Annotated in this window: 14 protein-coding genes; 7 read left to right on the top strand and 7 right to left on the bottom strand. The window is 62.0% G+C overall.

The annotated features are described in order from the left end of the window. Positions 1–41 precede the first annotated feature (41 nt). Positions 42–665, top strand: coding sequence for a Pr6Pr family membrane protein (locus tag AB4Z15_RS04385; RefSeq protein ID WP_442016242.1), 624 nt, complete (start codon positions 42–44; stop codon positions 663–665). 264 nt (positions 666–929) lie between these two features. Beyond that, positions 930–2,006 carry a DNA integrity scanning diadenylate cyclase DisA gene (gene disA / locus AB4Z15_RS04380; RefSeq protein ID WP_442006609.1) on the top strand — a complete coding sequence of 359 codons (1,077 nt, stop codon included), beginning with the start codon at positions 930–932 and terminating at the stop codon, positions 2,004–2,006. A gap of 48 nt (positions 2,007–2,054) precedes the next feature. On the opposite strand, the gene AB4Z15_RS04375 is transcribed toward disA, so the two are convergent. Next, positions 2,055–2,774, bottom strand: coding sequence for a hypothetical protein (locus AB4Z15_RS04375; RefSeq protein ID WP_442016241.1), 720 nt, complete (start codon positions 2,772–2,774; stop codon positions 2,055–2,057). 179 nt (positions 2,775–2,953) lie between these two features. On the opposite strand from AB4Z15_RS04375, the gene AB4Z15_RS04370 reads away from it, so the two are divergent. Both AB4Z15_RS04370 and AB4Z15_RS04365 read left to right on the top strand, forming a co-directional pair. Continuing rightward, positions 2,954–3,904, top strand: coding sequence for an A/G-specific adenine glycosylase (locus tag AB4Z15_RS04370; RefSeq protein WP_442016240.1), 951 nt, complete (start codon positions 2,954–2,956; stop codon positions 3,902–3,904). 113 nt (positions 3,905–4,017) lie between these two features. After that, positions 4,018–4,500, top strand: coding sequence for a hypothetical protein (locus AB4Z15_RS04365; protein ID WP_442016239.1), 483 nt, complete (start codon positions 4,018–4,020; stop codon positions 4,498–4,500). A 291-nt stretch (positions 4,501–4,791) separates the two neighbouring features. On the opposite strand, the gene AB4Z15_RS04360 is transcribed toward AB4Z15_RS04365, so the two are convergent. From AB4Z15_RS04360 to AB4Z15_RS04335, 6 genes are all read right to left on the bottom strand, one after another. Then, a complete protein-coding gene (locus AB4Z15_RS04360; protein WP_442016238.1) occupies positions 4,792–5,778 on the bottom strand; it encodes a cyclase family protein in 987 nt (328 codons plus the stop codon). A gap of 74 nt (positions 5,779–5,852) precedes the next feature. After that, positions 5,853–6,842, bottom strand: coding sequence for an ABC transporter ATP-binding protein (locus AB4Z15_RS04355; RefSeq protein ID WP_442016237.1), 990 nt, complete (start codon positions 6,840–6,842; stop codon positions 5,853–5,855). Then, positions 6,823–7,830, bottom strand: coding sequence for an ABC transporter ATP-binding protein (locus tag AB4Z15_RS04350; RefSeq protein WP_442016236.1), 1,008 nt, complete (start codon positions 7,828–7,830; stop codon positions 6,823–6,825). Before AB4Z15_RS04350 ends, AB4Z15_RS04355 begins: the two co-directional genes overlap by 20 nt. Before the next feature lie 76 nt (positions 7,831–7,906). Further along, positions 7,907–9,460 (bottom strand): ABC transporter substrate-binding protein, encoded by a 1,554-nt coding sequence (locus AB4Z15_RS04345; protein WP_442016235.1) that lies wholly within the window; start codon positions 9,458–9,460, stop codon positions 7,907–7,909. A 73-nt stretch (positions 9,461–9,533) separates the two neighbouring features. Beyond that, complete coding sequence (locus AB4Z15_RS04340; RefSeq protein WP_442016234.1) at positions 9,534–10,448, bottom strand: ABC transporter permease; 915 nt, start codon at positions 10,446–10,448, stop codon at positions 9,534–9,536. Continuing rightward, entirely contained in the window at positions 10,445–11,452 is a 1,008-nt protein-coding gene (locus AB4Z15_RS04335) for an ABC transporter permease (protein ID WP_442016233.1), read from the bottom strand. Before AB4Z15_RS04335 ends, AB4Z15_RS04340 begins: the two co-directional genes overlap by 4 nt. A gap of 334 nt (positions 11,453–11,786) precedes the next feature. On the opposite strand from AB4Z15_RS04335, the gene AB4Z15_RS04330 reads away from it, so the two are divergent. From AB4Z15_RS04330 to AB4Z15_RS04320, 3 genes are read left to right on the top strand one after another with little or no spacing between them, the layout of a single operon-like run. Beyond that, positions 11,787–13,076, top strand: coding sequence for a cytochrome P450 (locus AB4Z15_RS04330; protein WP_442016232.1), 1,290 nt, complete (start codon positions 11,787–11,789; stop codon positions 13,074–13,076). Next, the gene (locus AB4Z15_RS04325; RefSeq protein ID WP_442016231.1) at positions 13,073–13,291 is read left to right on the top strand and encodes a ferredoxin; all 219 of its coding nucleotides are present in this window, start codon (positions 13,073–13,075) and stop codon (positions 13,289–13,291) included. The genes AB4Z15_RS04330 and AB4Z15_RS04325 overlap by 4 nt, the downstream gene beginning before the upstream one ends. Further along, positions 13,288–13,689, top strand: a complete 402-nt coding sequence (locus tag AB4Z15_RS04320; RefSeq protein ID WP_442016230.1) for a Zn-ribbon domain-containing OB-fold protein — start codon at positions 13,288–13,290, stop codon at positions 13,687–13,689. The genes AB4Z15_RS04325 and AB4Z15_RS04320 overlap by 4 nt, the downstream gene beginning before the upstream one ends.

Below are 13,689 nucleotides of genomic sequence, written 5' to 3'. Positions count from 1 at the left end.
GTCGGGGCATCGCCGGGCTGCGTTTCGGCGAGGATTGGGCCATGACCAAAAGAACTGTGCTTATTGGGGGACGCTTTTTCTTTGGCCTTTTGACCTTGGTGGCGGTGGGAACGCAGCTGACGGTTCATTTGGGCATGGGCTATGACGTCTGGAACTTCTTCAGCTACTTCACCAACCTCTCCAACATCTTCGCGGCACTGGTGCTGCTCATCAGCGGCTACAGGGTACTCATCCGCAAACAACCCAGCGAGATCGACGACGCCACCCGCGGCACGGCGACCATCGCCATGGCCGTGGTTGGACTGGTATTCGGAGCTTTGCTTGCCGGCGAGGACCTGGGCTCACTTCTTCCGTGGGTCAACTTTGTGGTCCACTACCTGATCCCTGTGGTCATGGTGGTGGATTGGCTCTTCCAACCGACACGGGCAACGCTGACGACCCGCCACATTTGGTACTGGCTGCTTTATCCCATCGGTTACCTCGTCTACAGCCTGATCCGGGGTGCCTTGGTGAACTGGTACCCCTACTGGTTCATCGACCCCACCCGGGCAGGCGGCTGGGGTGGCGTTGTTGTCTTTGCCCTTGCGATTTCCGTTGGCTTCCTTTTGGTGAGCCTGGCGATGCTGTGGCTGGGTAATAAGTTGAAGCGGCAGGTGGATTCCTAGAATATCTACACCAATTTGTTATATCGGCCCACGTCAACCACGCAAAAGCCCCAAACAGGCGTTGCCAAGAACGCCCGAAAAGGCACCTTCCGGCCGTCTCCGTACATAACGAAATGACCCACTTTGGGGCTTGCTGGTGCGGTTAACGGTGTCCGGAAGCCATATCATGGTGCTAGTCGTCATCAGGGCATTTTTCGAAGCGCCCGCGGATGCCGGATTCAGCTTGTCTGTGAGCCATGGCTTGCACCTTCGAAGGGAAACCCTATGGCCCGGAGCCCGGAAGAGTCGCTCAAGGCGACTCTGGCCAGAGTCGCACCCGGAACTCCCTTGCGGGACGGCTTGGAGCGCATCCTCCGTGGACGCACCGGCGCCTTGATTGTGCTGGGCTATGACCGCACCATCGACTCCATCTGTTCCGGCGGATTTGATATCGGAATCGACTTCTCGCCCACACGTCTGCGTGAACTGGCCAAGATGGACGGCGCCATCATCTGCGACAAGGACGCCAGCAACATCGTCCGTGCCGCAGTGCAGCTCGTTCCGGATTCCAGCATTGAAACGCAGGAATCGGGAACCCGGCACCGCACCGCAGAGCGGGTCGCCATCCAGACAGGCGTTCCCGTCATCTCTGTCAGCCAGTCGATGCAGATCATCGCGCTGTACGTGAACGGCCTGCGTCACGTCCTGGAGGGCTCGGAGAAAGTCTTGGCCCGCGCCAACCAGGCCCTCGCAACGCTGGAGCGTTACAGCGCCAGGTTGGATCAGGTCACCAGCTCGCTTTCAGCCCTTGAGATCGAAGCGTTGGTCACCGTTAGGGATGTGGCCGTCACCTTGCAGCGCCAGGAGATGGTCAGGCGGATTTCCGAGGAGATCGCACAATACGTCCTGGAGCTCGGCGAGGATGGCCGATTGCTATCACTGCAGGTGGAGGAACTGACCATGGGCCGCGGCCCCGGCAGCGACGTCATCATCCGCGACTACTCGGACCCGGACGCCACCCCGGAGGACATCGATGAAGCCGTCCAGGCGCTCCTCAACCTCGGCCCCACGGAACTGATCGACCTCAGCCGCATCGCGCACATCATCGGCTTCGCCGGAGGCGTGGAACAGTTGGACGCCGTGGTCCAGCCGCGCGGCTACCGCCTCCTGTCCGGTCTCAAGTCCGTTCCGAAGGCCGTCGCCGATCGCCTGGTGGACTACTTCGGCGGTTTGCAGAACCTCATGGCAGCCACTATCGATGACCTCATGACTGTGGATGGCATCGGCGACCAGCGCGCACGCACCGTCCGTGAAGGTTTGAGCCGCATGGCCGAAGCAAGCTTGCTGGACAGGTTCCTCTAAAGCCGTGTGCCGCCGTCGGACATTTATCAAATCACCGTCCGCCGAAGGTTAGTTCAGCTGGAAGACGGCCTTGGTGCTGGACTTGTTCCCCAAGCGGGCCTCGAACGTGTAGTAGGCGCCCCCAGCGCCGGGTTTTGCGTTGATCGCGGCGCAGCCTTCAAGAGTCCGGTTGCGTTGCCAGGGGAAATTGGCGGTCTCGCTCTTGCCCGGCTGGATGGTCTTGACCAGGTCTTCACTTCCGGCCTGACAATCCTTGGAGGAAAAGATCCGGTCCGAGCCGCTCATCACCACGTACTCCATTTGCGATGTGCCCACGTTGACGTCACACGGCGTCGTCCCGCCGTTGGTAATGGTCATGGTGAGCAGTGGCATTTCCTCAGTCCCGTAGGCTGGCTTGTCCGTAGCAGCAGCCACTGTTACCAAGCTCAGGTCGCATACAGGTGTGGGCGTGGCGGACGGGGAGGCAGTGCCTGCTGTGGGCGCATTCCCTTGAGTAGGCATCTGGGAGGGCTCCGCCGTGTTGACCGCCTGCGGCCCGGACTTACTTGCAAGCGCACCGCTGATTGCCACGACGCCAGCAACCAGGAGGGCGATCACAACCAGTAGCGCACCGAAGACAAACTGCCGACGACGGCGGTAAACGGCGGCGCTCGGACGCCGCTTCTGCGCTGGGGAGCCAGGGCGGCCGGGACCGCCTGAATTACGGGCAGAACCCTTCGCCGGCGCTGATCTGCGCGCGGAAGACTGGTTCCTACCCTGATTGGCCATGTTTCTAGGCTAGGCGGGCCCACTCCGCAGCAGGCCACCACCACGCCGCCGGACGGCAAACCCGCTCAGTGTGACGTGCACCGCAGAAGCGTCGCCGTCCTGGTTTCCACTACAGTAGAGGGCAGAATTCCGGCGCTCCGACGCCAGCCTAAACTTCAACAGTCCGGGAGATCTGACGCATGGCACTTCCCGGTTCCGACCAACTCGCCGGACTCCATCAGTCCTTGGACCAGTGGTTCGCCGAGACCGCCAGGGACCTTCCGTGGCGCGAGCCTGATTGCAGCCCTTGGGGCATTCTGGTCAGCGAAGTCATGCTCCAACAAACCCCTGTGGTCCGCGTTCTCCCCGTTTGGCGGGACTGGATGGAACGCTGGCCAACCCCCGGACACCTTGCCGATGAGCCCTGCGGTGAGGCTGTTCGTCACTGGGGCCGGCTCGGCTATCCCCGCAGGGCCCTGCGACTACACGCAGCCGCCGTCGCCATCCGCGACGAGCACAATGGAGACGTTCCGGATACCTATCCCGGGCTCCTGACCCTGCCGGGCGTCGGCAATTACACGGCCGCCGCCGTCGCCGCCTTTGCCTTTGGCCGCCGGGAAACAGTGGTGGACACCAACATCCGTCGCGTCCATGCGCGCCTCATCTCCGGGCACGCCCTGCCCGCTCCGGCGCTCACCGCGGCCGAGATGCGCTTGGCCGACACTCTGCTGCCCGAAGAACGGCCGCTGTCCGTGCGCTGGAACGCCTCCGTCATGGAACTGGGTGCCGTGGTGTGCACGGCCCGGAGTCCCAAGTGCACCGAGTGTCCCGTGCGCTCAAGCTGCGCCTGGCTCGCGGCAGGTGAGCCACCGCCGTCGTACACGCCAAAGGGCCAATCCTGGCATGGCACGGACCGGCAAGTCCGGGGAGCGGTGATGGCCGTCCTCCGCGAAGCTGCAATCCCGATTCCGCGCGAGATGTTCGAACAGGCGCCGGCGGACCTCGGGTTCGCGCCGTCGGGCGTTGGGATTCCGCTGGCAGCACTTCACAGGCTCAACTCAGCGCCCGAGCAACTGGAACGGGCCCTCGACGGCCTGGTCAGTGATGGGTTGGCGGAAATCCACGACGGCGGTTTGCGGCTTCCGGCCTAAGCCGCGATGACGCGCGGTGTCGGTTCGGCAACAGGTCAGGGTGAGCCGTAACGATGGGGTGCCGATTCCCTTTGTTGCGGCGCCTCCTGCTGGGTCCAGTCCTACCCTGAAGCATGGGCAAGATTGGTTTGGCATTTACGCTAATGGGTACCTCTGCACTTCTTCCCAGCTGCTTCGCTGAGCCGGTACCTTGCCCGGCGATCGCGCAGGCGTCTGGCGTCTCGATCACGGTCGCTGCCGACTACGTGGACACAGTTGCTTCATTGCGGATGAAGGCGTGCCAGGACGGGACCTGCACCGAAGCGAATGTGGTTTTGAACCCAGGCTCCATCGCCGTGGACCAGGGGTGCTCCCCTGAAGGCGTGTGCTCCGCAACGTCCTCGCCCGATGGCACCATGACCGGCTTCCTGGGACTGCCCACCCTCTCAGAAAGTCCGCTTGAAGCGACCGTATCCGGCACCTCTCCATCCGGAACCGCATTGCCTGTGCGGACGCTGACGTTCACGCCCAAGGCAGACTACCCGTTTGGTGAGCAGTGCGGCCGTTTCATCACCGCCAATCTGGTGCTCAATGCGACTGGGCTGAGGCAGGGGTAAGCGGGCCCCACAGCCGATGTCAGGAACGGCCCATCGACCGCCACCTGGATCGCCGCCGTCGTCGTATTTTCCGCAGCGGGTGCAGGGCCTGTAGCGGCTGCCGTCCTCGTTGTGTTCAACGTGCCACGCGTGGCCCAGGTTCAGTTTGCACATCAGGTTTTTGAGCATGGCGCTCTCCGTTCCGAAAGCCCGCTGAATACGTGATCCGCGGCTTCCGGTCGCTCCGCGCATGGAGCAACCGGAAGCCGCTTTCATCACTGGTGTCGGCAAAATTCTGTCTGGCTTGGGCTCCTAGTACAGGAGAAGCGGGTTGATGAGAACACCTGTAGACCGGTGGATAGCGGGCGGTGCGGCGACGATCAGTCCCGTGAAAGTGCCTGCTTCCTTGAGCGCGGCCACGGCGGGGCCAAGCAGGCAGTTGTCCACGAGGCAGAGACCGATGGCCCAGATGAGACTGTGTACTTCCAGCGCTCCCGTCGGGGTGTTCCGGGCGTCATGGAAGTCCCACAGGACGAGGCCCGGGTCCTTCGCGGCGATCCACTTCGCGCCGTCCTCACCAATACCGGGCCGCTTTACGGCCGCGGCCCCGCTCGGGTAGACGTTGCCGGCGGCCTCGTATTTGTCCCGGCCCTGATAGATGATCAGCGCGTCGCCAGGTTCCAAGTCGACCCCGGTAGCTTCAAGTGCCGCGTCGAGCTCGGCCGCAGTGACGGGCTCCTCAGCCGTGACCCACTCCGCGCCGCGTATGGTGGGGATGTCGAGCAATACCCCTCGCGTGGCAATGCCGTGCTGTGCCCAGTTAACCATCGTGTCTTCATCGGTCTCAGAGGACCGTGCGGGTATCGGGCCATGCCAGGTGGCATCGGCGCCGATGTGGGCAAGCCCGTCGAGGTGGGTGTTGTGGACACCGTGCGCATCGTATTTGATGACGTCGCCTCCGTGGGCGGAGCGGCCGTGGATGCCGATCTGCACCTCAAGTTCGACGCCGCCATGCCCGTGGGGCATTTCGGACAAGCCCAGTTTCTGCCATTGCGCTTTCTCAGTTTCTGCCGCTTCCCGACTGGCCGTGAGACGCTCGGGTCGGGTCTCGATCTCCTTTTCAAGGGAAATCGCCTTTCCGAGCATCACCTCTCCAGCGCCGCGTAGCCGGGCCGCCTGGTCAATGAGTGCCACCGAGCCCCGGCATTGCACGCCCTCTAAGTGGCGGGCTGCGTCGTGCTTGACCGCGATTTCCCGAACCCACGGTGCGAGAGGGTCTGGTGCAAGTTCTTCAGACATGTATGACTCCATTTCTCCCGGGGACGTGCCCGGGTTTACCTAGATAGGATTTGCTCGTGCGTTCGCACCGCCTGCTAATCGAGCGGGAAGTGGCAGGCGGCATACTGGCCCGGCCGCACTTCGCGCATCTCCGGTTCTTCCACTGCGCAGCGTTCCTGGGCAGCCGGGCATCGGGCACGGAAGCGGCAACCCGATGGCGGGTTGAGTGGCGACGGGATGTCGCCCTTCAGGGAGGGACCGGCGAAGCCACCCTCTGCATCAGGGGAGGGAACGGAGTCCAGAAGCGCGCGGGTGTAGGGGTGTGCCGGCCTGTCGTACACCTCCACGGAATCTCCGAACTCGCAGGTCTTGCCGAGGTACATCACCAGCACTTTGTCGCTGAAGCTCCGTACGACGCCGAGGTCGTGGGCGATGAACACGATCGTGAGATCGTATTTCGTTTTCAGGTCTTCGAGCAGGTTCAGGATCTGGGCTTGAACCGATACATCGAGGGCCGAGACCGGTTCGTCGCAGATGAGCAGCCCCGGGCGGACGGCCAGGGCACGGCCGATCGCCACTCGCTGGGCTTGTCCCCCCGACAGCTGCCGCGGCATCATTTCGGCGAAGCGCTCACTAGGAAGCCCTACTTGGGCCAGCATTCCGGGGGCTTGCTCGTCGCGTTCCTTCTGGGGAACGCCTTGAATCGCAAGCCCCTCCATCACCAGATCCTTGACTTGGCGCCTCGGGTTCAAGGAACTGATCGGGTCCTGGAAGATCATCTGCATGTCCCGTCGGAGCTCGCGCAGCCGCTGCGGTGAAGCCGACTCGATCGATTCCTCCCTGTACCGGATGTTTCCACCCGCGATAGGGTCGAGCCGCAGCACGGCGCGCCCAGTGGTGGACTTGCCGCAGCCGGACTCTCCGACGATGCCGAGGGACTCGCCCTTCAGCAGGTCGAAGCTCACTCCTGCCACTGCTTTGAAGCTTCCTCGCGACGTGTGGTATTCGACGTCGAGATCCTGGACGGAGAGGACCGCCTCGTCTCCGCGTAAATGCGCGCTACCGCTACCGGCCAACGAGCTCACCTTCCTTTGCATTCGTGGTCACAGGGTGGAAGCACGCAACTGCATGATCCCGTCCTATATTCGTAATTGGCGGCTGCGCCTCGCCGCACTCGGCCGTGGCTGCGGAGCAACGTGGCGCGAACCGGCAGCCGCTGGGCGGGTCCGTCGGGGACGGAAGCGAACCGGGAATGACATTCAGTGGAGTGTGCCGCTCATGATCGATGGTGGGTGTCGCTGCAAGCAGAGCGTTCGTGTACTGGTGCTGGGGGTCGTCGAACACTTCCCGGCTCGCTCCGACCTCGGCGAGGCGTCCGGCGTACATTACGGCGACGCGGTCGGTATTGCCCGCCACGACGTGCAGGTCATGGGAAATCAGCATCAGCGACATCTTGCGTTCAATCTGGATACGGCGAAGGAGGTCGAGCACCTGGCGCTGGATTGTCACGTCGAGCGCGGTGGTCGGCTCATCGGCGATGAGCAGGTCCGGTTCACAGGCAAGGGCGACGGCGAGCATCACCCTTTGGCGCATGCCGCCGGACAGCTCGTGGGGGTAGGCCCTCAGGCGGCGTTCGGGGTCGGGCACGCCGACTTCCTTGAGGAGGTCGAGCGCCCGGCTGTGTGCCGCGGACTTCGAGATTCCCAGATGCCTCCGCATGCCCTCGGTGAGCTGCCGCTCAATACGTACCACCGGATTCAGGGAGCGTCCGGGGTCTTGGAAAACCATCGCGATCTTGTTGCCCCAGATCTCCTGCAACTCCTTGCGTCCGAGTGAAAGCAGGTCGCGTCCTTCGAACAACACTTCTCCAGTGCGGGCAGATCGTGCGGGCATCAGGCCCATGACCGCGCGTGCCGTGATGGACTTTCCCGAGCCTGATTCGCCAACGATGCCCAAGGCCTCACCACGCCGCAGGTTGAAGCTGACACCATCAACAGCCTTGACAATGCCCCGGGGAGAGCCGATGTATGCATGAAGATCCCGGATCTCCAGCAGCATTTCTTCGCCGCTCATGTGTTGCGCCTTCCTTCATTGATTTGGAACGAGAGTGCGTGGTGCTGCGCGWTTTCCTCGCGCAGCACCACCTTTCTCAGGGCTGAAGCCAGAGCGTGTCCGGGGCGAGCGAGCCCATCCCGTACATGGTGATTCCGTTGACCTTGCTGCTCTCGATGGAGCCGAAGTACGAGACATTCGTAAGGATCATGGGAACGAGCTCCTGGAACCTCTCAGCGACCTTCTTGTAGGCGTCCGCGCGCTCCTCGATGGTCTTTCCGTCCCGCCCGGCGTTCAAGGCGGTGTTCATCTGGGCGTCGTTGAGCCGGCTGTAATTCGAGCTGCCGGCTTCCCCGTGCAGGGCGAGCCAGATACGCGGATCCGGATCATTGAAAACAATCGCCGAGGAGAGCATCTGGAAGTCGCCCTTCACGGGAAGCGAACCCTGTTCGGACTGATCGCGCTGGTTGGCTGTGACCTTGACGTTCTGGTATTGACTCAGCTGGGATTGAATCGCCTCAAACATGGCCGAGCCTCCGGGGAACAATGCCATGCTGAACGTCAGCGGCTTCCCTTCAGCAGCGAGCTCATTGAACAACTTCTGGGCCTTCTCGCGGTCATATGTGTGGACCGGCACGTCGGCAAAGAGGGGTGAATCCGCCTTGAACAGTGTCTTGGGCAGTTCGCCGAATCCGCCGTAAACCGCCTCGCTCAGCTTGTCGAGGTCCAGTGCGTATGAGACCGCCTGGCGAGCACGAACGTCATCGAAAGGTGCCTTCGAAGTGTTCATGATGAGAGCATTGCCGCCGCCGAGGACGTAAGGAGTTGCGACGTTTCCGGCGTCGACCGCATTGGCCGCCTTCTCCTGCGAGATGGTCATGACGACGTCCGCCTGACCGCTCGCCAGAGCGTTGTAGGCAAGGGAGGGATCGGCGATGCCGCGAACTTCAAGGCCGTCGAGGTGGGGAAGATCAGGAACGTAGTAGTTTTGGTTCTTTTTGAGCTTCAGCACATCGCCCTGCGTCCACTTTTCGAGCACGAAGGGCCCGGCGCCAACAGGCTTCGCGTTGAACGCCTCGGCACCTGCCTGGAGGGCAGTTGGTGAGCCGATCCAATTCATCTGGGTGAAAAGTACCGCGCTGGGGAAGTGGGGCGTCGGCTTCGCCATGGTGACCGTGGCCGTCAGCTCGTCCACTATCTTGATATTGTCGACCAACGCCCCTGTAGCAATGACCGAAGAGCCGGTCGTGGGGACCTTGATGCGGTCCCAGCCGAACTTGACTGCTTCCGCGGTGAATGGTGTCCCGTCGGAGAACTTGACGCCTTCGCGAACACGAACCGTGAACGTCTTTCCGCCGTCGCTGGTGGCGAACTCTTTGAGGAGTCCCATCTTGATCTCGCCAGTCACGGGGTCGTCCGTGACAAGCTGGCCGTAGAGGGAATTGCCTGTGACGGGCATGCGGGGGCCGGTGTTCTGGAGCAACGCCGGGTCGAGGCTAGTGGGCGTTCCGGCCTCCACGACGCGGGCGATGCCGCCCGAAATTGGGTTGGCGGCGGGGGCCGGGTCTGACGACGCCCCTCCGCTTGCGCAGCCGCTGAGGGCAATTGCAGCGGCCACCACGAGGGCGGCTGCCGTTGTGGACTTCTTCATTGAAATCACGATGGCCTTTCTGATTTTTCTGGGGATTCGGAATTCGGGTGGAGCGGATCGTCTGGTCGGTGGCTTAGCCCTGCATGCTGCGATCGAACTTGCCCCGCAGGTGGTCGCCCACTTGGTTCAGTGAAAACACCGTCAGGAAAAGCGCGATCGCGGGGACGAAGACAATGTGCGGGGCTCGTTGCAGCACTTCGCTGGCTCCGTTGATCATTCCTCCCCAGCTGGGCGTGGGTGGGGGCACACCGAGGCCAAGGAAACTGAGTGATCCCTCCGCCACGATGAGTCCGGCGACCACGATGGGCAGGAAGGAAGAAAGCGTCGGCAACAGGTTTGGAAGAATTTCCCGAATGATGATGCGGAAGTCTCCCGCCCCCATGTTCTTGGCGGCACGAACGAACTCGCGGCTCGCCCAGGACATCGTGCTCGCCCTGGCGAGGCGCATGAAGGTTGGAATGCTTGCCACTGTCAGCCCTATGACAAGGGTCGGGATGCTCGGCGAGAAGATCGCTGTGATGGCGAGGAGAAGGATCAGCACAGGGAACGCAAGCAGAACGTCGGCGACCAAGGTAATGACCCAGTCCACCTTCTTGCGGTAATATCCGGCGATCAAGCCCAGGACTGTCCCGAGGAATGCCCCCGAAAGACCTGCGACGGTGCCGACCACAAGCGAGATCTGGGCGCCCCAGATGGTGCGGGCAAGGATAGAACGGCCCGCCTTGTCCGTGCCGAAGAGAAGATTGAGATCGCCTAACTTCGGCGGCGTACGCGGGCTCCCTACGGGGGCATCGTAGGGCGCGAGAGGGAGGGCCCAGGCGAAGGTTGCCAGCAGGATGATGAGCGCGAGCCAGAAGTAGGCCAACCAAACGGTCACCGACCTCTGCGTCTTTACCGGTGGGAGGTAAGGGACTCCCCTGCCGCCGGAGCTCGGGCGTGTGGTGTTTGGTGCCTTCACCGTGGACTTGGTCGTGGTCGTAATACTCATGCCTGCAGGGCCTTCCTTGGGATCCTCGATGCAGCCGTGGTCTTCTTCTTCGTGGCCCGCTCAGCCTTCCGGACCCGCGGGTCGATGAGGCCGTAGCTGATGTCGACGAGCATGTTCACGATGACGAACACGACGGCGACGAACGTCACCACGCCCTGAACAGTGATCACATCGCGCTGCATGATCGCGTTGGAGACAAGCTGCCCAAGCCCGGGGAGGCCGAACAGCGTCTCGACAACGATCGTTCCACCGATGAGCCGGGCGAGATTGATGCCGGCAACGGTCAGCAGCGAGAACGAGGACGGGCGAAACGCGTGACGGAACATCACATAGGCCTTGCCCATACCCTTTGCGCGTGCCGCCGCCACGTAGTCCTCCCGGAGCGTGCTGACGAGGTCAGTACGCAGCACCCGCTGGAACGAGGCAATCTCCATGAAAGCCACCGAGAGTGCGGGAAGGAATGCGTTTCTAAGGTTCGCCCCGAGCCCGGCTTCCAAGGGTGACCACCCAACCGATGGGAAGGCATGCATGCCCACCGCGAAGATGAAGATGAGCAGCGGTCCTGAGACGAAGGGCGGAACAGAGATAAACACCGACGTCAGGACATTGATGCCCCGGTCCACCGCGCTGCCCGGCATGGCCGCCGAGATAACGCCCAAAATGATAGCGATGATCAGCGCGATTGCCAGGCCCAGAAAGGCGATTTCCAAGGTGACCGGCAGCCGTTGAACGATTGCCGTCATCACCGGGACGTGTGTGATGGGGGATGCGCCCAGGTCACCTTGGAAAGCATGCACCAACCAATTGAGGTACTGCTGCCACATCGGCAGGTCAAGCCCGAGCTGCGCCTTCAGCCTGACGATGTTCTCCGGGGTGGCGCCTTCGCCAAGGATGACCTCAGCGACGGAGCCTGGAGCAAAGCTGAGCAGCAGAGTGGTGCCCACCGTGACCAGGACAATCACAAGGAGGCCGTATCCCAAACGCTGCAAGATATTTAACGGCATGACTCCTGCTTCCGCCTCAAATTAGTGGATTGATGATGCATCAAGAGACCTGGCTGCACTCGCCGACTCCTTCGTCGTGGATTTATTCGTAAAGACTGGCTTCAACGTCTTGTTCCTTCAACGGAACAGATGAACCTTTCAACGAATCTCGACTAAATGTGGCATGACTCACCATTCGATGTCAAGGACCGCGCCTTCCTTTGGGTTTTGCCGCTTCCGCGAGAAGTGGGCTTGACATTGCACCACACGAGATCCATGCTTTGAAAAGCGCCTAACAGGACATCTGTTCTGTTGAATAAAACAATCGCATGAGCCGAAAGGGAAAGGGACTCATATGACCACCGTCGATATCGATCCCACCAGGATTGACTTCTTCACCGATCCGGAAACAGCGAAGACGGCAGAGCCGTACTTCGACCACATGCTTGCCAACCATCCGGTGTGGCGGGAGACAAAGTACGGCGTAGTGATCGTCACGGGATATGAAGAAGCACTGCAGGTGTACCACCAGCCCGAGGTTTACTCTTCGATCAACCGCACGGGCGGCCCGGTTCTCGACATCCCCGTCGAACTCGTTGGTGATGACCTGAGTGATCTTCTGGAGAAGCACCGGGAGTACTTCCCGAACAATGACCAGATCGTCACTTTCGATCCGCCGGTTCACACAGACCATCGCACGCTCCTGATGGGCCTCATAACGCCGAAGCGACTCAAGGAAAACGAGGACTTCCTCAAGCGCACCGCAGACCACTTCCTGGACCGGATCATCCAGCGAGGCCACTGCGACTTCATCTGGGACTACGCCAAGGGCTACACCATCCTGGCCGTCGCGGACCTGCTCGGTGTGCCCGAGGAGGACCACCCGATGCTCCTTGAGCTGCTCGCCTCTGCTCCGGGTCCCGTGCTTGGCAACCTTGAGCTCCAAGCCAACCATCACAGCAGCATTGAGCGGCTCTACGACTACTTCGTCGCGAAGATCGAGGAGCGCCGCAATGATCCGAAGGACGACGTGATCACCGGCATGGCGCTGGCCACCTTCCCCGACGGTTCCCTGCCCGAGCCCCTTGAGGTCGCCCGGATCGCGTCCAACATGTTTGCCGCCGGCCAGGAGACCACCGTGCAGCTGATGGGCATCGCCCTGCAGCGTATTGCCGAAGACGGGGACCTGCAGGACCTGCTGCGCCGTGAACCCTCGCTCATTCCGAAGTTCATCGAGGAAACACTTCGGATCGAAGCGCCCATCAAGGGCTCTTTCCGGCTCACCAAAGTGGCCACCAGCATCGGCGGCCTCGACCTTGCCCCCGGCACCGTCGTCATGTTGCTGCACGGCGCTTCGGGCCGCGATCCCCGCCTCTTCGATAATCCGGCCGAGTTCGACATCCAACGAGCGAACGCCAGGCAGCACCTCGCCTTCGGTCGTGGCATCCACACATGCCCGGGCGCCCCGCTGGCACGTGCCGAAGCGGTCTTCTCGATCCAGCGCTTCCTCGAACGCACCGAGCGCATATGGATCAGCGAGGAGCACCACGGTTCAAAAAGCGCCCGCGAGTGGGATCTGATCCGCAGCTACAAGTTCCGCGGCCACAACCAGCTCTACCTTGAGTACACGTCGAAGGGAGCATGATGTCTGAAAACCTCACCGTGGACCGCGACCGTTGCATGGGTTCGGGGCAGTGTACGTTCTACGCCCCGAATACCTTCGACCTCGACGATCTCAGCATCGCAATCGTCACCGATGAACTCGGTGACCCCGAAGACAAGATCCAGATGGCCATCAATGTTTGCCCCACGCGGGCCATCGCCTTGGCGGCCGAAGCCAACAAGGAAGGCGCGCAATGACAGCGACTATCGAGGCTCCAGCCTCACAGCCCATTGCGGACATGGAGACCGATAGCCTGATCGGTAATTTTCCCGAAGGGCAGCGCCTGGTCGGCAGCCAGTGCAACGCATGTGGCTGCACGATGATCGGCAGCCGCGTGGTCTGCAGTTCCTGCATCAGCCGCGACGTTAGCCGCGTGGCCCTGCCGAGCACCGGCGTGCTCTATTCCTTCACCCGCATACACGTCGGCGCCGAAGGCATTCGTCCCCTTGGCTACGTCGACCTGGACAATGGCGTACGCACCCTGGCCGACATCCATGAGGGCGACATTCCGCTGCGCCCCGACATGCGAGTTGAGCTTGATGTCAAAGACGACTGGTTCTTCGCGCCTGCGGCCAGCGATAAGCGAGAGGTTTAA

It is taken from the genome of Paenarthrobacter sp. 2TAF44 (assembly GCF_052114885.1).
GTDB lineage: Bacteria > Actinomycetota > Actinomycetes > Actinomycetales > Micrococcaceae > Arthrobacter.
This window is presented reverse-complemented; position numbering and strand designations above follow the sequence as displayed.